This window comes from Billgrantia saliphila, from assembly GCF_002930105.1.
Lineage (GTDB): Bacteria > Pseudomonadota > Gammaproteobacteria > Pseudomonadales > Halomonadaceae > Halomonas > Halomonas saliphila.
In genome coordinates this window covers 1-18,086 of sequence record NZ_PJRN01000024.1, presented here as the reverse complement: position 1 = coordinate 18,086, position 18,086 = coordinate 1, and the positions used below count along the sequence as shown (strand labels likewise).

General features: G+C 63.1%; 24 protein-coding genes. 21 read left to right on the top strand and 3 right to left on the bottom strand.

The window, feature by feature from the left end; translation table 11 throughout:
* The first annotated feature begins 13 nt into the window (after window positions 1-13).
* The 16 genes from rplX to rplQ all read left to right on the top strand — a co-directional run bounded on the left by rplX (window position 14) and on the right by rplQ (window position 8,221).
* Window positions 14-331 (top strand): 50S ribosomal protein L24, encoded by a 318-nt coding sequence (rplX, locus tag CYJ07_RS18655; protein WP_086507996.1) that lies wholly within the window; start codon window positions 14-16, stop codon window positions 329-331.
* An 18-nt stretch (window positions 332-349) separates the two neighbouring features.
* Window positions 350-889, top strand: a complete 540-nt coding sequence (gene rplE, locus CYJ07_RS18650) for a 50S ribosomal protein L5 (protein ID WP_104205219.1) — start codon at window positions 350-352, stop codon at window positions 887-889.
* A 10-nt stretch (window positions 890-899) separates the two neighbouring features.
* Entirely contained in the window at window positions 900-1,205 is a 306-nt protein-coding gene (rpsN, locus tag CYJ07_RS18645; protein WP_104205218.1) for a 30S ribosomal protein S14, read from the top strand.
* Between the two features lie 32 nt (window positions 1,206-1,237).
* A complete protein-coding gene (gene rpsH / locus CYJ07_RS18640) occupies window positions 1,238-1,630 on the top strand; it encodes a 30S ribosomal protein S8 (RefSeq protein WP_104205217.1) in 393 nt (130 codons plus the stop codon).
* Window positions 1,631-1,639: 9 nt separating this feature from the next.
* Window positions 1,640-2,170 carry a 50S ribosomal protein L6 gene (gene rplF / locus CYJ07_RS18635; protein ID WP_104205216.1) on the top strand — a complete coding sequence of 177 codons (531 nt, stop codon included), beginning with the start codon at window positions 1,640-1,642 and terminating at the stop codon, window positions 2,168-2,170.
* Window positions 2,171-2,179: 9 nt separating this feature from the next.
* A complete protein-coding gene (gene rplR, locus CYJ07_RS18630; RefSeq protein WP_104205215.1) occupies window positions 2,180-2,530 on the top strand; it encodes a 50S ribosomal protein L18 in 351 nt (116 codons plus the stop codon).
* An 11-nt stretch (window positions 2,531-2,541) separates the two neighbouring features.
* Window positions 2,542-3,042, top strand: a complete 501-nt coding sequence (gene rpsE / locus CYJ07_RS18625; RefSeq protein WP_104205214.1) for a 30S ribosomal protein S5 — start codon at window positions 2,542-2,544, stop codon at window positions 3,040-3,042.
* Window positions 3,043-3,047: 5 nt separating this feature from the next.
* The gene (gene rpmD, locus CYJ07_RS18620) at window positions 3,048-3,230 is read left to right on the top strand and encodes a 50S ribosomal protein L30 (protein ID WP_010626484.1); all 183 of its coding nucleotides are present in this window, start codon (window positions 3,048-3,050) and stop codon (window positions 3,228-3,230) included.
* A gap of 3 nt (window positions 3,231-3,233) precedes the next feature.
* Entirely contained in the window at window positions 3,234-3,668 is a 435-nt protein-coding gene (rplO, locus tag CYJ07_RS18615; protein ID WP_104205213.1) for a 50S ribosomal protein L15, read from the top strand.
* On the top strand, window positions 3,669-5,000 hold the full coding sequence (secY, locus tag CYJ07_RS18610) for a preprotein translocase subunit SecY (protein ID WP_104205212.1): 1,332 nt from the start codon (window positions 3,669-3,671) through the stop codon (window positions 4,998-5,000).
* 52 nt (window positions 5,001-5,052) lie between these two features.
* Window positions 5,053-5,166 (top strand): 50S ribosomal protein L36, encoded by a 114-nt coding sequence (gene rpmJ, locus CYJ07_RS18605; protein ID WP_009099023.1) that lies wholly within the window; start codon window positions 5,053-5,055, stop codon window positions 5,164-5,166.
* A 123-nt stretch (window positions 5,167-5,289) separates the two neighbouring features.
* Window positions 5,290-5,646, top strand: a complete 357-nt coding sequence (gene rpsM / locus CYJ07_RS18600) for a 30S ribosomal protein S13 (protein WP_104205211.1) — start codon at window positions 5,290-5,292, stop codon at window positions 5,644-5,646.
* A 39-nt stretch (window positions 5,647-5,685) separates the two neighbouring features.
* Entirely contained in the window at window positions 5,686-6,072 is a 387-nt protein-coding gene (gene rpsK / locus CYJ07_RS18595) for a 30S ribosomal protein S11 (protein ID WP_010626488.1), read from the top strand.
* A 12-nt stretch (window positions 6,073-6,084) separates the two neighbouring features.
* Window positions 6,085-6,705, top strand: a complete 621-nt coding sequence (gene rpsD / locus CYJ07_RS18590; protein WP_010626489.1) for a 30S ribosomal protein S4 — start codon at window positions 6,085-6,087, stop codon at window positions 6,703-6,705.
* An 82-nt stretch (window positions 6,706-6,787) separates the two neighbouring features.
* Entirely contained in the window at window positions 6,788-7,786 is a 999-nt protein-coding gene (locus CYJ07_RS18585) for a DNA-directed RNA polymerase subunit alpha (protein ID WP_104205210.1), read from the top strand.
* A 39-nt stretch (window positions 7,787-7,825) separates the two neighbouring features.
* A complete protein-coding gene (gene rplQ, locus CYJ07_RS18580) occupies window positions 7,826-8,221 on the top strand; it encodes a 50S ribosomal protein L17 (RefSeq protein ID WP_010626491.1) in 396 nt (131 codons plus the stop codon).
* A 317-nt stretch (window positions 8,222-8,538) separates the two neighbouring features.
* Here the strand turns inward: rplQ and uvrA are convergent, their stop codons facing one another.
* Window positions 8,539-11,400, bottom strand: a complete 2,862-nt coding sequence (uvrA, locus tag CYJ07_RS18575; protein ID WP_104205209.1) for an excinuclease ABC subunit UvrA — start codon at window positions 11,398-11,400, stop codon at window positions 8,539-8,541.
* Between the two features lie 158 nt (window positions 11,401-11,558).
* On the opposite strand from uvrA, the gene CYJ07_RS18570 reads away from it, so the two are divergent.
* The 4 genes from CYJ07_RS18570 to CYJ07_RS18555 all read left to right on the top strand — a co-directional run bounded on the left by CYJ07_RS18570 (window position 11,559) and on the right by CYJ07_RS18555 (window position 15,285).
* Window positions 11,559-12,947: an MFS transporter gene (locus CYJ07_RS18570; RefSeq protein WP_104205208.1), complete on the top strand. Its 1,389-nt coding sequence runs from the start codon at window positions 11,559-11,561 to the stop codon at window positions 12,945-12,947.
* 71 nt (window positions 12,948-13,018) lie between these two features.
* Window positions 13,019-13,609 (top strand): single-stranded DNA-binding protein, encoded by a 591-nt coding sequence (ssb, locus tag CYJ07_RS18565; RefSeq protein WP_104205207.1) that lies wholly within the window; start codon window positions 13,019-13,021, stop codon window positions 13,607-13,609.
* A 30-nt stretch (window positions 13,610-13,639) separates the two neighbouring features.
* On the top strand, window positions 13,640-14,527 hold the full coding sequence (locus CYJ07_RS18560) for a sugar nucleotide-binding protein (RefSeq protein ID WP_104205206.1): 888 nt from the start codon (window positions 13,640-13,642) through the stop codon (window positions 14,525-14,527).
* Window positions 14,524-15,285 carry a lysophospholipid acyltransferase family protein gene (locus tag CYJ07_RS18555; RefSeq protein ID WP_104205205.1) on the top strand — a complete coding sequence of 254 codons (762 nt, stop codon included), beginning with the start codon at window positions 14,524-14,526 and terminating at the stop codon, window positions 15,283-15,285. The genes CYJ07_RS18560 and CYJ07_RS18555 overlap by 4 nt, the downstream gene beginning before the upstream one ends.
* A gap of 124 nt (window positions 15,286-15,409) precedes the next feature.
* Here the strand turns inward: CYJ07_RS18555 and fabB are convergent, their stop codons facing one another.
* On the bottom strand, window positions 15,410-16,627 hold the full coding sequence (fabB, locus tag CYJ07_RS18550) for a beta-ketoacyl-ACP synthase I (RefSeq protein WP_104205204.1): 1,218 nt from the start codon (window positions 16,625-16,627) through the stop codon (window positions 15,410-15,412).
* Between the two features lie 14 nt (window positions 16,628-16,641).
* Entirely contained in the window at window positions 16,642-17,157 is a 516-nt protein-coding gene (gene fabA, locus CYJ07_RS18545) for a 3-hydroxyacyl-[acyl-carrier-protein] dehydratase FabA (RefSeq protein WP_104205203.1), read from the bottom strand.
* Between the two features lie 250 nt (window positions 17,158-17,407).
* Between fabA and CYJ07_RS18540 the strand changes: the two genes are divergently transcribed.
* Window positions 17,408-18,086, top strand: a 679-nt coding sequence (locus CYJ07_RS18540; RefSeq protein ID WP_156085525.1) for a PAS domain-containing protein, incomplete at its 3' end; no start/stop codon positions are given.

Sequence of the window (18,086 nt, the reverse complement as noted above, 5' to 3'; positions counted from 1 at the left end):
GAGCGAGGCGGATATGCAAAAGATCAAACGTGACGATGAAGTGATCGTCATCGCCGGCAAGGACAAGGGCAAGCGCGGCACCGTGAAGCGCGTCCTCAAGGACGAACGCTTCGTCGTGTCCGGTGTGAACATGATCAAGCGTCACACCAAGCCCAACCCTATGGCGGGCAATCAGGGCGGTATCGTCGAGCGCGAGGCTCCGATTCACGCGTCCAACGTGGCGATCTTCAACTCGGAGACCGGTAAGGCGGATCGCGTCGGCTTCCAGGTTAAGGAAGACGGTACCAAGGTACGTATCTACAAGTCGACGCAGACGCAGATCGACGCCTAACGCGAGTCGGGTAGCAAAATGGCGAACTTGAAAGAACGTTATCAGAACGAGGTGGTGGCTCAACTCAAAGAGCAGTTCAGCTACGCCAACGTGATGCAGGTGCCGCGGATCACCAAGGTGACTCTGAACATGGGCATCGGCGACGCGACCAGCGACAAGAAGCTGATCGAGAATGCCATCGGCGACCTGGAGAAGCTCTCCGGTCAGAAGCCGATGGTGACCAAGGCACGCAAGTCCATCGCGGGCTTCAAGGTGCGCGAAGGTTGGCCGATCGGCATCAAGGTAACCCTGCGGCGCGAGCGCATGTGGGAGTTCCTGGACCGTCTGGTCAATATCGCGATTCCCCGCGTACGTGACTTCCGTGGTCTCAACCCGAAGTCCTTCGACGGTCGCGGCAACTACTCCATGGGGGTGCGTGAGCAGATCATCTTTCCGGAGATCGAATATGATAAGATCGACCGGATTCGGGGTCTGGATGTCACCATCTCCACTACCGCCAACACCGACGAGGAAGGTCGCGCCCTGCTGAGCGCGCTGAACTTCCCGTTCAAGAAATAAGGGTGGGATCATGGCAAAGAAAAGCATGGTAGAGCGTGAGCTCAAGCGCACCAAGCTGGTCGCGAAGTATGCGGCCCGGCGCGCCGAGCTCAAGGCGATCATCCAGGACGTGAATACTTCCGACGAAGAGCGCTTCGAGGCGACGCTGAAACTGCAGCAGCTGCCGCGCGACTCCAGCCCGGTGCGTCAGCGCAACCGCTGCCGTATCACCGGCCGCCCGCACGGCTACTACAACAAGTTCGGCCTGGGCCGTAACAAGTTGCGTGAAGCCGCCATGCGTGGCGAAGTCCCTGGGCTGAAAAAGTCCAGCTGGTAAGCCGCCACGGAATCATCAGGAGCGCAATGTAAATGAGCATGCAAGACACTCTGGCGGATATGTTTACCCGTATCCGCAATGCGCAGATGGCCACCAAGGAGACGGTTACCATGCCGTCCTCCACGCTCAAGGTCGAGGTGGCTCGCGTACTCCAGGAAGAAGGCTATATTGCCGACTTCTCAGTGGCCGAGGGCACCAAGCCCGAGCTGACCGTGACCCTCAAGTACTTCGAGGGCAGGCCGGTCATCGAGCATCTGCAGCGGGTTTCCAAGCCGTCCCTGCGCCAGTACAAGGGCAAGGATGCGCTGCCCAAGGTGGCAGATGGTCTGGGTGTCGCGATCGTCACCACCTCCAAGGGCGTGATGACCGACCGTGCCGCTCGCCAGGCGGGCGTCGGTGGCGAAGTCATCTGCACCGTATTCTAGGAGTCTGGAATGTCCCGCGTAGCCAAATATCCGGTTAAAGTGCCTGCCGGCGTCGACATCAAGCTCGACGGCGACCAGCTGACCGTCAAGGGCAGCCAAGGCACGTTGTCCATGACCGTCCATCCGGACGTGGCCATCGGTCAGGAAGAGGGTCAGCTGACCTTCAACCCGAGCGAGACGGCCAAGTCCTGGGCGATGGTCGGTACCACACGTGCTCTGGTTCAGAACCTGGTCACCGGCGTCTCCGAAGGGTTCACCAAGACCCTCGAAATCGTTGGCGTCGGCTATCGTGCCCAGGCAAGTGGCCAGACGCTGAATCTGTCACTGGGCTTCTCCCACCCGGTCGAGTATTCCCTGCCCGAGGGTGTCTCTGCGGAAACGCCGAAGAACACCGTCATCGTGCTGAAGAGCGCGGACAAGCAGAAGCTGGGCCAGGTCGCCGCCGAGGTTCGCGCCTTCCGTCCGCCCGAGCCCTACAAGGGCAAGGGTGTGCGGTACGCCGACGAGCAGGTGCGTCGTAAAGAAGCCAAGAAGAAGTAAGGCAGGGTTATGAACGCGAAGAAAGAATCTCGTCTCCGTCGTGCCCGCCGCGCTCGTGCCAAGATGCGCGAGCTGGGCGTGTATCGCCTGTGCGTCAACCGTACCCCGCGCCACATCTACGCGCAGATCATCTCGCCGGATGGTGGCAAGGTGCTGGCCAGCGCTTCCACGCTGGACAAGGACCTGCGCGAGGGGGCGACCGGCAATGCCGACGCCGCCGCCAAGGTGGGTGCGCTGATTGCCGAACGCGCCAAGCAGGCTGGCATCACCCAGGTGGCCTTCGATCGTGCCGGTTACAAGTACCACGGTCGCGTGAAGGCCCTGGCCGACGCCGCACGTGAAGGCGGCCTGGAATTCTAAAGGGTTTTACGATGGCGAAGAATGAACAGAACACCGGCGACCTGCAGGAAAAGCTCGTGCAGGTCAACCGCGTCGCCAAGGTGGTCAAGGGTGGCCGAATCTTCGGTTTCACCGCGCTGACCGTCGTGGGTGACGGCAATGGTCGTGTAGGCTTCGGCCGCGGCAAGGCGCGTGAAGTGCCGGTCGCGATCCAGAAGGCCATGGACCAGGCGCGTCGCAACATGATCAAGGTGAGCCTCAAGGGCAACACCCTGCAGTACCCGGTCAAGGCCCGTCACGGTGCCTCCAAGGTGTACATGCAGCCGGCCTCCGAGGGTACCGGGATCATCGCCGGCGGCGCCATGCGCTCCGTGCTCGAACTGGCTGGCGTCCACGACGTCCTGGCCAAGTGCTACGGCTCCACCAATCCGGTCAACGTGGTGCGTGCAACCGTCAATGGTCTCGCTTCCATGCAGTCGCCGGAAGACATCGCCGCCAAGCGCGGCCTGTCCGTCGAAGCGATCACGGGGTAAGTACCATGGCAGCCACACTCAAGGTTACCCAGATCCGTAGCACCATCGGCACACTGCCCAAGCACAAGGCCACCATGAAGGGCCTGGGGCTGCGTCGCATCGGTCATACGGTTGAACTGGAAGACACCCCTGCCGTGCGCGGCATGATCCACAAGGTCAACTACCTTGTGCGGGTAGAGGGAGAGTAATCCATGAAACTCAACACGCTGAGCCCGGCTCCGGGTTCCAAGCACGCCGAGAAGCGCGTCGGCCGTGGCATCGGTTCTGGTCTGGGTAAGACCGGTGGCCGTGGCCACAAGGGCCAGAAGTCGCGTAGCGGCGGTTCCGTGAAGCCCGGTTTCGAGGGCGGCCAGATGCCGCTGCAGCGGCGTCTGCCCAAGTTCGGCTTCACTTCCATGAAGTCGCTGGTCTCCGAAGAGGTGCGCCTGAGCGAACTGGCCAAGGTCAGCGGTGACGAAGTCACCCTGGAGACCCTGAAGCAGGCCAACGTACTCAAGGACGCCACCCAATACGCGAAGATCATTCTTTCCGGCGACGTCAGCAAGGCAGTCACCGTGCGTGGCCTCAAGGTCACCAAGGGTGCTCGTGCCGCGATTGAAGCCGCCGGTGGCAAGGTAGAGGACTAAATGGCCAAGTCAGGAAACATGCCGGCGATGGGCAGCGGTCTGAGTGAACTGTGGGCGCGTTTGCGCTTCGTGCTCCTCGCCATCGTGGTGTACCGCATCGGTGCCCATATCCCCGTTCCCGGTATCAATCCTGACCAGCTTGCTGCCTTGTTCAGGGAGCAGCAGGGCACCATCCTGGGACTGTTCAACATGTTCTCGGGCGGTGCCCTGGAGCGCATGAGCATCTTCGCCCTGGGCATCATGCCCTACATCTCAGCGTCGATCATCATGCAGCTGCTGACCGCAGTCTCGCCCCACCTCGAGCAGTTGAAGAAGGAGGGCGAGGCCGGCCGCCGCAAGATCAGCCAGTACACCCGCTACGGCACGGTGGCGCTGGCCCTGGTGCAGGCCACCGGCATGTCGGTGGGCCTTGCCAGCCAGGGCATTACTTACACCGCCGACTTCAGTTTCTATTTCACTGCCATCGTCACCTTCGTGTCGGGCGCAGTGTTCCTGATGTGGCTGGGTGAGCAGATCACCGAGAAGGGTATCGGCAACGGCATCTCGCTGCTGATCTTCGCGGGTATCGTCGCCGGGTTGCCGGGTGCCGTCGGCCAGGCCTTCGAGCTGGCGCGTAACGAAGGTGCATGGAACGTGTTGCCGCTGCTGGCACTCACCGTGCTTGGCGTCGCGACGGTGGCCTTCGTGGTGTTCATCGAGCGCGGCCAGCGTCGTATCACGGTGAACTATCCGCGGCGCCAGGTAGGCAACAAGATGTATGCCGGGCAGAGCAGTTACCTGCCGCTGAAGGTGAACATGGCGGGGGTAATTCCGCCGATCTTCGCTTCCAGCATTCTGCTGTTCCCCGCCTCCATCGGCCAGTGGGTCGGGGCCGGCGACGGCATGGAGTGGCTGCAGCGGGCATCCCAGGCTCTCGGGCCGGGACAGCCGTTGTACATCTTGCTTTTCGCGGCGGCGGTGGTATTCTTCTGCTTCTTTTACACAGCGCTGGTCTTCAATCCCAAGGATGTCGCTGACAACCTCAAGAAGTCAGGGGCGTTCTTGCCGGGTATTCGTCCTGGTGAGCAGACCGCTCGCTACATCGACAAGGTCATGACGCGTCTGACCCTGTTCGGTGCTCTGTACATCACTGTGGTTTCCCTGATGCCCCAGTTCCTGATCGTGGCATGGAACGTACCGTTCTTCTTCGGCGGTACCTCCTTGCTGATCGTGGTGGTGGTCATCATGGACTTCATGGCCCAGGTGCAATCGCACCTCATGTCGCATCAGTACGAATCGGTGATGAAGAAGTCCAACCTGAAAGGCTATGGCAGCGGCGGCATCATGCGCTGAGTCGCGCCGCCGGTGATTTGGCGCGCCGCGTGCCGATTTTGGAGAAGGAACGATGAAAGTTCGAGCTTCCGTCAAGAAGATGTGCCGCAACTGCAAGATTATTCGGCGCAATGGCGCGGTCCGCGTCATCTGCATCGAGCCGCGGCACAAGCAGCGCCAGGGTTGATCCTGGCGTCTGTAGAAAAAGCGGCGCCGGCATACCCCTTGCCCCGAGAAGGGTAAAGGGGTATGCTGTTGCGCCTTTTGTAGTGACCAATCGAGCAAGCCGCTCAAATTTCGGAGAAAGCTGATGGCCCGTATTGCAGGCGTCAATATCCCGGACAACAAGCATGCGGCGATCTCGCTGACCTATATCTTCGGGATTGGCCGCACGCGTGCACAGGAAATCTGTGCCGCTGCCGGCATCGCGCCGACCACCAAGATCCAGGATCTCTCCTCCGAGGAAGTAGATACCCTGCGTAGTGAAGTCGGCAAGTACACCGTGGAAGGTGACCTTCGTCGTGATGTGACGCTCAACATCAAGCGTCTCATGGACCTGGGTTGCTATCGTGGTCTGCGTCATCGTCGTAGTCTCCCGCTGCGTGGTCAGCGGACCAAGACTAACGCGCGTACCCGCAAGGGCCCGCGTAAGCCGATCCGCAAGTAACACGCACGTTCTGGCGTAAAGACAGGAATAGACATCAACATGGCTAACCCGCGTAGCAACCGTAAAAAGGTTAAAAAGCAGGTAGTGGACGCCGTTGCGCACATCCACGCCTCTTTTAACAACACGATCGTGACGATCACAGACCGCCAGGGCAACGCTCTCTCCTGGGCAACTGCCGGTGGTTCGGGTTTTCGTGGTTCTCGCAAGAGCACCCCGTTCGCTGCTCAAGTGGCAAGCGAACGTGCAGCGACTGCTGCAGCCGAGTATGGTGTGAAAAACGTCGACGTGCTGGTCAAGGGCCCCGGTCCGGGCCGTGAATCCGCCGTGCGCGCGCTGAGCGCCGCCGGCTTCCGCGTGCAAAGCATCACCGACGCGACGCCCATTCCCCACAATGGCTGCCGTCCGCCGAAGAAACGCCGCGTTTAAGGAGACAGATTCATGGCTCGTTACATTGGTCCCAAGTGCAAACTGTCTCGTCGTGAAGGCACCGATCTCTTTCTCAAGAGCGGTGTGACTCCCTTCGAGAAGAAGTGCAAATCCGAGCAGATCCCGGGTGTGCACGGCCAGCGCCGTCAGCGTCTTTCCGACTACGGCTTGCAGCTTCGCGAGAAGCAGAAAGTGCGCCGCATCTATGGCGTGCTCGAAAAGCAGTTCCGCAGCTACTACAAGGAGGCCGCCCGTCGCTCCGGCGCCACCGGCGAAGTCCTGCTGCAGCTGCTCGAATCCCGACTGGACAACGTCGTCTACCGCATGGGCTTCGGCTCCACACGCTCCGAGGCGCGCCAGCTGGTGAGCCACAAGGCGATCGCGGTCAACGGCCGTACCGTCAACGTGGCCTCCTATCAGGTCAAGCCCGGCGACGTGGTTTCCGTTCGCGAGAAGGCGAAGAACCAGGCGCGCATCCAAAGTGCGCTCTCCATTGCCGCCAACCGTGGCGACGTGGCCTGGATCGAGGTGGACGCGAAGAAGATGGAAGGCACCTTCAAGGCTATCCCGGAACGCGGCGACCTGTCGGCCGACATCAACGAAAACCTGATCGTCGAGCTGTACTCGAAGTAAGCGTCGCTGACTGCGTCGCGCCGGTCCTGCGGGGCCGGCGTCGAGTACCGAGTAACCGTTAGGCAGCCTCAAAGGTGTAGTTATGCAGCGTTCAGTGACAGAGTTTCTCCGTCCGCGCGATATCAAGGTCGAAGAGATCAGCGCGCATCACGCGAAGATCGTGCTCGAGCCGTTCGAGCGTGGCTTTGGCCACACCCTGGGCAATGCGCTGCGCCGCATTCTGCTCTCGTCCATGCCCGGCTGCGCCGTGGTGGAAGTCGAGATCTCGGGTGTCGAGCATGAATACAGCGCGATCGAGGGTGTTCAGGAAGACGTCATCGAGATTCTTCTGAACCTCAAGGACGTGGCCATCCGCATGCACAGTCGCGACGAGGCGGTGCTCTCGCTGAACAAGCAGGGCCCGGCCGTGGTGACAGCGGGTGATATCGTCCTCGATCACGACGTCGAGATCGTCAATCCGGATCACGTCATCGCCCACGTCAACGAGGGCGCCGAGCTCAAGATGCAGCTCAAGATCGCTCGCGGTCGCGGCTACGAGCCGGCGGATGCCCGAGTCGGTGCCGACGATGAGTCTCGCGCCATCGGTCGCCTGCAGCTGGATGCCACCTTCAGCCCCGTGCGTCGCGTCTCGTACGCCGTCGACGCCGCACGCGTCGAGCAGCGGACCGACCTCGACAAGCTGATCATCGACCTGGAAACCGACGGCACCCTGGATCCCGAGGAAGCCATTCGCCGCAGCGCCACCATCCTGCAGGAGCAGCTGGCCGCGTTCGTCGATCTGGAAGCCGACAAGGAGCAGGAGGTCGAGGAGGAAGAGGATCATGTCGATCCGATCCTGCTGCGCCCCGTAGACGATCTCGAGTTGACCGTCCGCAGTGCCAACTGCCTGAAGGCCGAGAATATCTATTACATCGGCGATCTGATCCAGCGCACCGAAGTGGAGCTGCTGAAGACACCGAACCTCGGCAAGAAGTCCCTGAATGAGATCAAGGACGTGTTGGCTGCTCGTGGTCTTTCCCTTGGCATGCGGCTGGAAAACTGGCCGCCGGCGAGCCTGAAGGACGACAAGGCCTCCGCGTGAGCGTCGACTCGAGTCCCAGTTTGGTAAGGAATCACAACCATGCGTCATCGTAAGAGTGGTCGTCACCTGAATCGTACCAGCTCGCATCGCCAGGCCATGTTCAAGAACATGAGCGTGTCGCTGATCGAGCACGAAGTGATCAAGACAACCCTGCCCAAGGCCAAGGAGCTGCGTCGCGTCATCGAGCCGCTGATCACCCTGGCCAAGCAGGACAGCGTCGCCAATCGTCGTCTGGCCTTCAGCCGCACCCGCTCCAAAGAAGCGGTCGGCAAGCTCTTCAATGAGCTGGGTCCGCGTTACGCCGAGCGTCCGGGCGGCTACGTCCGTATCCTCAAGTGCGGTTTCCGCACCGGCGACAACGCCCCCATGGCCTTCGTCGAACTCGTCGACCGCCCGGTCGTGGAGGAGGTCGAGGAAGCTGCCGCCGAGGAGTGATCCCTGGTGGCGGGCCTGGCCCGGCAGTGCTGTAGCAACACGAAAAACCCGGCTTCTCGCGAAGCCGGGTTTTTTATTGCGGCATCAGCGGTGGGTGCGGCTTATCGACGACAATTCTTCGCGGAGGCGCCGTGAACCCACCCTTGGGTGCTCGATGCCCTGCGACGCTTCCGCACCTGCTCCACTGGCAGGGCCGGTACTGGCCCTCCATGGCCAGTTCGTTCGGAGCTGGGCTCCTCACTCTTGGTATCGGACCTCCACTAGGGGGTGTCCCCGATGCCGCTTAGCGTGATTGGGCTCCCCGTCGATTGGCCGTTTTATTTGGAAGTCGCCGGCTCGGCCTTCTGGCTCTTGGCCCGTTCCAGTAGCGGCTTGAGGAATCGCCCGGTGTGGGAGGCCTCCATCTCGGCCACCTGCTCCGGAGTGCCCTCGGCGATGACGCGCCCGCCGCCGGAGCCGCCCTCGGGGCCGAGATCGACGATCCAGTCGGCGGTCTTGATCACATCCAGGTTGTGTTCGATCACCACGATGGTGTTGCCGTGGTCGCGCAGGCGATGAAGCACGACGAGCAATTGGCGGATGTCCTCGAAGTGCAGCCCCGTCGTCGGCTCGTCAAGGATGTAGAGCGTCTTGCCGGTGTCGCGCTTGGCCAGCTCGCGGGCCAGTTTGACCCGCTGCGCCTCGCCACCGGAGAGGGTGGTGGCGCTCTGGCCCAGGCGGATGTAGGAGAGCCCCACGTCGAGCAGCGTCTGCAGGCGACGGGCGATGGCGGGCACCGGGCTGAAGAACGCCAGCGCGTCCTCGACGGTCATCTGCAGGACCTCGTCGATGCTCTTGCCCTTGTAGGCGATCTCCAGGGTTTCACGGTTGTAGCGCTTGCCCTTGCATACGTCGCACGGCACGTAGATATCGGGAAGGAAGTGCATCTCGACCTTGATCATGCCCTCACCCTGGCATGCCTCGCAGCGCCCGCCCTTGACGTTGAACGAGAAGCGACCGGGCTTGTAGCCCCGCGAGCGCGCTTCCTGGGTGCCGGCGAAGAGTTCGCGGATCGGTGTGAAGATGCCGGTGTAGGTGGCCGGGTTTGAGCGCGGCGTGCGCCCGATCGGGCTCTGGTCGATGTCGATGACCTTGTCGAGCTGATCGAGCCCCTCGATGCGATCGAAGGGCGCCGGTGTCAACGTGGTGGCGTGGTTGAGCTCGCGCGCGGCGATCGGCATCAGGGTCGAGTTGATCAGCGTCGACTTGCCGGAACCGGAGACACCGGTGATACAGATGAACAGCCCTAGCGGCAGTTCGAGGGTGACGTCGCGCAGGTTGTTGCCGCTCGCCCCGGTCAGGCGCAGTCGCTTCTCAGGGTTGCCTGGTATGCGCCATGGCGGCACTTCGATACGTCGCTCTCCCGAGAGATATTGGCCGGTGAGCGACTCGGGAGTCGCCATCACGTCTTCGGGAGTGCCCTGGGCGACGATGCGGCCCCCGTGTACGCCGGCACCGGGACCGATATCGAGCACATGGTCGGCGGCACGGATGGCGTCCTCGTCGTGCTCGACCACGATCACGGTATTGCCCAGATCGCGCAAATGGATCAGCGTGCGCAGCAGGCGGTCGTTGTCGCGCTGGTGCAGGCCGATGGAGGGTTCGTCGAGGATGTACATGACCCCCACCAGGCCGGCGCCGATCTGGCTGGCCAGGCGGATACGCTGGGCTTCGCCGCCAGACAGCGTTTCGGCACTGCGCTCCAGGTTGAGATAATCGAGTCCGACATTGACCAGGAATTCCAGCCGCGCGTGGATCTCGTTGATCACCTTCTGAGCGATCTCGCCCTTGCGTCCGGGCAGTGTCAGGCGCTGGAAATAGTCCCACGCCTCGCCGATCGGCAGTTGCACGATGTCGGGCAGCGTATGGTCGTCGACGAAGACGTGGCGAGCCTCTTGGCGCAGGCGTGAACCGTGGCAGGTGGGGCAGGGACGATCGGCGATGTAGCGTGCCAGCTCCTCGCGCACCATGCTCGATTCGGTCTCGCGATAGCGACGCTGCATGTTGGGCAGCACGCCTTCGAAGGGGTGCTCCCGCGTGACTCGTCGACCGCGGTCGTTGACGTAGCTGAAGGCGATCTCGTCGTCGCCGCTGCCATAGAGGACGATATCCTTCTCGTGGCGGGCGAGCTCTTGCCAAGGCGTCTCCAAGGTGAAGCGATAATGCTCGGCCACTGCTTGCAGCTGGCTGAAGTAGTACACGCTGCGCCTATCCCAGCCCTTGATCACGCCTTCGGCCAGCGACAGCTCCGGGTGGCTGATCAGCTTGTCGGGGTCGAAGACCTGCTGCACGCCGAGCCCATCGCAGGTGGGGCAGGCGCCGGCCGGGTTGTTGAACGAGAACATGCGCGGCTCGAGCTCGGCGATGGCGTAGCCGCAGACAGGGCAGGCGAAACGTGCCGAGAACGGGATATCCTCGGCCTCGCCGTCCATGAAATGGACCACGGCGGTGCCGTCGGCCAGATTGAGCGCGGTCTCGAACGACTCGGCCAGGCGCTGCTGCAGGCCTTCGCGCACCTTGATGCGATCGACCACGACACTGATATCGTGCTTCTTGTTCTTGTCCAGTGGGGCGATGTCGTCGAGCTCCAGCGCCTGGCCGTCGATCATCACGCGCACGAAGCCTTGGGCGCGCAGCTCGGCGAGTAACTGCAGGTGCTCGCCCTTGCGCCCCCTGACCACAGGGGCGAGCAGCATCAGTCGACTGCCTTCGGGCAGGGCCAGCACCTGGTCGACCATCTGCGACACGGTGCTGGCCTCGAGATCCTCGCCGTGCTCGGGACAGCGCGGCGTGCCGGCGCGGGCGAACAGCAGACGCAGGTAGTCGTAGATTTCGGTGATGGTGCCAACGGTCGAGCGCGGATTGTGCGAAGTGGACTTCTGTTCGATGGAAATCGCCGGCGACAGCCCCTCGATGTGGTCGACGTCGGGTTTCTCCATCATCGACAGGAACTGGCGGGCATAAGTCGAGAGAGATTCCACGTAGCGTCGCTGGCCTTCGGCATAGAGCGTGTCGAAGGCCAGTGAGGACTTGCCCGAGCCGGAAAGGCCGGTGACCACGATCAGGCTGTCGCGGGGAAGTTCGACGTCGATCTGCTTGAGGTTGTGGGTGCGCGCACCCCTGACCAGAATCCTGTCCATTACCACCTCATGGCCTTCGGCAAAACCTCGATTATACGTCCGCGCCCCGCTGCGCGCCAAAGCGCCTTGGCGGGACGTTTCCTGCGTGGCCCGGAATCGTTAGAATAGGCGGTTCACCAAAAGGGCCTAGGCCCCACCACAGAAGCGTTCCTCTCCCTATGCGCAAGGTCTCTGGACTGCTGCTAGCCTCCGAACGGCGTGCCATCGCCGGCCTGGCCAGCCTGTATGCGACACGCATGCTGGGGCTGTTCATGGTACTGCCGGTGCTGGCGCTGTATGCCGAAGAGCTGACCGGGGCCACGCCGCTGCTGATAGGGCTGGCCCTGGGCATCTATGGTCTGACCCAGGCGCTGTTGCAGATCCCCTTCGGTCTGCTTTCGGACCGCTTCGGTCGCAAGCCGATAATCGCCGTCGGCCTGCTGCTGTTTCTGCTCGGTAGCGTGGTGGCGGCCGGCTCCGAGACCATCGGCGGCGTAATTGCCGGGCGCTGTCTGCAAGGCAGCGGCGCGGTGGCCGCCGCGATCATGGCGCTGCTCGCCGATCAAACCCGCGAACAAGTGCGCACCGCCGCCATGGCCACCATTGGTCTGTCGATCGGCGTGGCGTTCGCCGTGGCCATGGTGCTGGGACCTTGGCTGGCCGCCGCTTTCGGGCTCTCCGCAGTGTTCTGGTTCACCGCGCTGCTCGCCGCTCTGGGCCTGGCGGTGCTATGGAAGCTGGTGCCCCCGGCACCGCGGCGACTGAAACATCGCGACGTGGGCATCGACCGACAGCAACTGATCGGTATCTTCACCCGCGCCGACCTGTGGCGGTTGGATCTGTCGATCTTTGCGCTGCATCTGGTGCTGATGGCGATCTTCGTTGCCGTACCGTTCCGTCTGGTCGAGGCGGGCATAGGCGTGGAGCGGCACGGCCTGACCTATCTCGCCATCATGGCGCTGGCCTTCGTCGGCATGGTGCCGCTGGTGATCATTGCGGAGAAACGCCAGCACATGAAAGGCATGTGTCTGGTGGCGATCGCCGCCATCACCGTCAGTTTGGCGGGGCTGGCCGGATTCGGCGGCGGCTGGGCGCTGTTCGCCTGGTTGCTGCTGTTCTTCACCGCCTTCAATCTGCTCGAGGCAACATTGCCCTCGATGCTGAGCAAGCTGGCACCGGCCGGCGCCAAGGGATCGGCGATGGGGCTCTATTCGACCAGCCAGTTCCTGGGCGCCTTTATCGGCGGCGTGATGGGTGGCCTGCTGGCCCAGCGGTGGGGGCTGACGGCGGTTTTCGTCGGCAGTGCCGCGCTGGCGGCGGTCTGGTGGCTGCTGATGCTGGGCATGTCGCCGCCGCCCCATCTATCGAGCGAGGTCGTGTCACTGGGTGACGAGCATCAGGGTGATGCCCTCGATACGCTGATGGCCAGCTTCGCCGATGTGGCGGGGGTCGAGGATGTTCTGGTCGTGCCCGAGGAGCGAGTCGCGTATCTTAAGATAGACCGGCGCCGCCTCGACGAGGAGGCCCTGGCTCGGCTGATTCGCTCCGGCCGTCAGAGAGGCGGCTAACTTGCACGCAGGCAGCGGCCTGGCGGCCGTTGCGTGACTATGTTCCATGTACAATCAAAAGGGAGTCCAGCATGGCCCGCGGCGTCAATAAGGTCATTCTCATCGGCAACCTGGGGCAGGACCCCGAGGTGCGCTTCATGCCTTCCGGCAGTCCCGTCGCCAATCTGCGGCTGGCCACCACCGACACCTGGACCGACCGTCAGAGCGGTCAGCGCCAGGAGCGTACCGAGTGGCATAGCGTGGTGATGTTCAACAAGCTGGCCGAAATCGCCCAGCAGTACCTGAAGAAGGGCTCACGCATCTATGTTGAGGGACGCCTGCAGACCCGTAAGTGGCAAGGGCAGGACGGCCAGGACCGCTACACCACCGAAATCGTGGTCAACGACATGCAGATGCTCGACACGCGTGGCGGCGACTTCACCGGCCAGCCCGGTGCCGGCATGCCTCAGCAGCAGGGCGGGGGTTATGGTGCCCCTCAAGGAGCGCCTGCTCCGCAGCCGCAAGGCGGCGGCTACGGCGGCCAGTCCCAGCAGCGCCCGGCGCCTCAGGGCGGCCAGCCCCAGCAGGGCGGTCAGCCCCAGCAAGGCGACCAGCGGCAGAACAATTACGGCGCCCCGGATCCGGGCAGCTTCGACGATTTCGATGACGAGATCCCGTTCTGACGCCAATCGACCCAGGCGGGAGACTATCGCGTGAAGCTGTTGGTACTGGATGCCGGCCACTGCCTCAACCTGGCGTTGGCCAGGCTGGTGCATCGGCGTAGCGACACCGAGCTCGTCATCGAGCCCGGGTTGGCGGTCGATGCCGCTCACCTGCGAGAGCTGGCACCGGATGCGGTGGTCATACCGCCTCTGTCGGCCCCCATGGAGATAGAGCCGGCAGCGGTGATTACGCATGGCGAAGGGGTTGAGGCCTGTCTGACGGCGTGCCGCGAGACGGATACCCCCCTGGTATGGTGCGTCTCCGACCAGCTATATCAGGATGGCTTCGAGACTCCCATCGACGAGCACGTCATCCCGGCGCCGCGTGATGAGAGCCTGCGGCGGCTGATCGCCGTGGGCGACAGCATCCGTCGCTCACATCCGCGCCACTTGATCGTACGGTTGGGCCCCCTGTTCGCTCTCGAAGGGGGGCATGCCTGGCTCAGCGGCGTCATCGACAGTTTGGCGAATGGCGAGGAAGTGCGCGCTGCACAGGACGTGATCTTCTGTCCCACCTCGGCGGACGCCGTGGCGATGGCGCTGGTGGGCATGCTGCATCAGCTGGCATGCGGCTCCAACGCCTGGGGTGCTTATCACCTGGCAGGCACCGAGCCGGTCAGCGCCTACACCTTCACTTCCATGGTGCGAACCCAGCTATCGACTCGGCTCGAAGGGCTGGGTGAACATATCGAGCTGGGCGAGGTGAAGGCGCTCAAGCATCATCACGATCAACCATTGCGGCGAGTACTCAACTGCCGGCGGGTGCTGGAGGCCTTCGGCGTTCACCAGAAACCGTGGCGGCTCGAAGTGGGGCGACTGCTCGATGAGTGGTGTCAGGCGCATCAGGCCACCGGTGGGGAGGACCGCGCTAGTCCATGAACGTGTTGCGCAGCCTACTGTTCTACCTTGGTTATTTCCTGGCCATTCTCGTCAGCGGGATTCTCTTCCTGCCGGTGGCGCCGTTGATGCCGCTGCGTTCCCGCTACCGCCTGCTAAATCTCTACAACCATTTTATTACCGCCTGGTTCCGCTGGACCTGTGGCATTCGCTATCGCATCCAGGGACGGGAGCGCCTGCCTTCGGGGCCGTGCGTGATCCTTTCCAATCATCAGTGCGAGTGGGAAACGATCTACCTGCAGGTGCTCAAGCCCCCGGTCTGCACGGTACTCAAGCAGGAGCTGTTGCACATCCCGATTTTCGGCTGGGGCCTGCGCTTGCTGCATCCCATTGCGCTGGATCGCTCGAAGCCGGCGCGGGCCATGCGACAAGTATTGTTCCAAGGTGTGGCGCGATTGCAGGAAGGCCTGACGGTGCTGATTTTTCCCGAAGGGACCCGGGTGCCTCCGGGCCAGCGGCGCCGCTACAACAAGAGTGGTGCTGTGATCGCCTGTCGCGCGGGCGTGCCGGTGGTGCCGGTGGCGCATAACGCCGGGGAGCGCTGGCCGGGGCGACATTGGGTGAAGAACCCGGGGCAGCTCAACGTGGTGGTGGGCGAGCCGATCGAGACGGTCGGGCGCACGCCGGAGGAGATACTGGTCGAAACCGAGGCGTGGATCGAGGCGCGTCTGGCCGAGATCTCAGAAGTGCCGCGGCCGGCCGTCGCCAAGCCGGCGATCGAGCCGAGTTCCAGCGCTTGAGGGGCTTCCCGCGAACGGGGTTGCCAGCAGGTCGTGGCTACCGGGTGCGGCAGAGAATAGCGGAAAGCAAAGGGCGCCCAATGGGCGCCCTTTGCTTCGTGGCGTCGTTGCCAGTGTTGATCGCTCAGTCGTGATAGCGCTGCAGTACCAGACAGGCGTTGGTACCACCGAAGCCGAAGCTGTTGGAGAGCACCCGCTCGACGCTACTGTCGTCGCGGCGGCGAGTGACGATATCGAAGCCCGCCGCCTGTTCGTCGAGCTCCTCGACGTTGGCCGAAGCGGCGATGAAGCCATGCTCCATCATCAACAGCGAGTAGATGGTCTCCTGCACGCCGGTGGCGCCCAGCGAGTGGCCGGTCAACGACTTGGTGGAGCTCATCGGCGGCGTACTGTCGCCGAAGACTTCGCGGATCGCCCGCAGCTCGGCCACGTCGCCCACCGGCGTCGAAGTGCCGTGCGTGTTGATGTAGTCGATCTTGCCGTCGACGGTGGCCAGGGCCTGACGCATGCAGCGTGCCGCGCCCTCGCCGGAAGGAGCGACCATGTCGTAGCCATCCGAGGTGGCTCCGTAGCCGACCAGCTCGGCATAGATCTGCGCGCCGCGTGCCTTGGCATGCTCGAGCTCCTCGAGCACCAGCATGCCGCCGCCGCCGGCGATGACGAAGCCGTCGCGAGCCTTGTCGTAAGGGCGCGAGGCCTTGTCGGGCGTATCGTTGTACTGCGTCGTCAGGGCGCCCATTGCATCGAACAGGCACGACAGGGTCCAGTGCTCCTCCTCGCCGCCACCGGCAAAGACGATGTCCTGCTTGCCCATCTGGATCTGTTCCATGGCACTGCCGATACAGTGGGCCGAAGTGGCGCAGGCCGAGGAGATGGAGTAGTTGACGCCCTTGATCTGGAACGGCGTGGCAAGGCACGCGGACACGGTGCTGCCCATGGTGCGCGTGACTCGATAGGGGCCGACCCGGCGCAGGCCCTTCTCGCGCATGACGTCGGCGGCTTCGACCTGGTTGGCGCTGGACGCGCCGCCGGAGCCGGCGATCAGACCGATGCGTTCGCTGGAAATCTGCTCGGCGGAGAGGCCCGCATCCTCGATGGCCTGGGCCATGCTGACATACGCATAGGCTGCCGCGTCGCCCATGAAGCGGCGCAGTTTGCGATCAACCAGCGCATCAAGATCGATATCCACGACCCCGGCGACATGGCTGCGGAAGCCGCGCTCGGCGTATTCCTCCTTGAAGCGAATGCCCGAGCGCCCGCTCCGGAGCGCCTCGACGACCGTTTGTGCGTCGTTGCCCAAGCAGGACACGATGCCCAGGCCGGTGACTACCACTCGTCGCATGGGAGCCTCCTGTTTCAGAAATTCGCGGTAGAGGTGAACAGGCCGACGCGCAGGTCGTGGGCCTGGTAGATATCGCGGCCATCGACCGAGACGGTGCCGTCGGCGATGCCCAAAATCAGGCGCCGGGTAATGATGCGCTTGATATTGATATGATAGGTAACCTTCTTGGCCTCGGGCAGGATTTGGCCGGTGAACTTCACCTCGCCGCAGCCCAGTGCGCGACCGCGTCCGGGATGGCCGAGCCAACCCAGGTAGAAGCCTACCAGCTGCCACATGGCATCCAGTCCCAGGCATCCAGGCATGACCGGATCGCCGGGGAAATGGCAATCGAAGAACCACAGGTCGGGGTGGATATCCAACTCGGCGATCAGCTCGCCCTTGTTGAACTGGCCGCCCTGTTCGTGGATGCGCGTAATGCGGTCGAGCATCAACATGTTGGGCGCCGGCAGTTGGGCGTTGCCGGGACCGAAGAGCTCACCGCGGCTGCATGCCAGCAGTTCTTCGCGTTCGAAAGAATGTTGCTTGGTCACTGAGTCGTTCCGAGTCGCAGTTGTTGTGGGCCCTCCCGCGCGCAATGCGAATGCGGCATGGCACTGACGGCCGACCCGCCCGGGCGGCCCTGCCTAGTCTACTGGCCGAGGCCCGTGATTGCACGTCAGGCATGACGCGGTAGCGACCAGCAATTAAAGTGTCGGCGCATTGTGTCGATACTCCTATGCAGGGTCGATGCTTCGCATGGGCGTGCTGTCGTACTTTACCAACCGATTACCGGGAATTCACATGCGGTCATCCATTGCGACCAATCGCCCGCTCGTCTGGGCTGCCCTGGCAGCGCTGTTGGCCTGCATCTGGCTGCCCAACGTCGCCCTGCGCATGGTCGCGGTCGGTGTCGTGGCGCTGGGGGTCGTGGATATCTGGCGGCAGGTGAAGCGCGACCGCCAGCATGCCGACTTGATGCAGCAAGCGCTGATGCTCTCCGAGGAAGGCGTACAGATCACCGATGCCGAGAATCACATTCTCGCCGTGAATCCCGCTTTCACGCGGATCACAGGCTTCACCGAAGAGGAGGTGCGCGGCCTCAACGCCACCAACCTGGCGGCGGCACGTCACGATACGGCATTCTTCAAGCGCTTCTGGCAGACCCTGCAGAGCAAGGGGCGCTGGGAAGGCGAGATCTGGAATCGGCGCAAGCAGGGCGATGAATTCCCCGAATGGCTGCGGGTCAAGGCGATCACCGACGGTCGCGGGCGTATCACGCATTATGTCGGCACCTTCACCGACATCTCCGTTCACAAGGCGCGTGAGCAGGACCTCCGACGCATCGGCTTCGAGGATCCGCTCACCGGGCTGCCCAACCGACGCCGCCTGCACGACCTGATGACTTCGCGTCTGCGGCACCTGCGCGCAGGCGAGAGCCTGGACATGGCGATCATCGACATCGATGGCTTCAAGGCGGTCA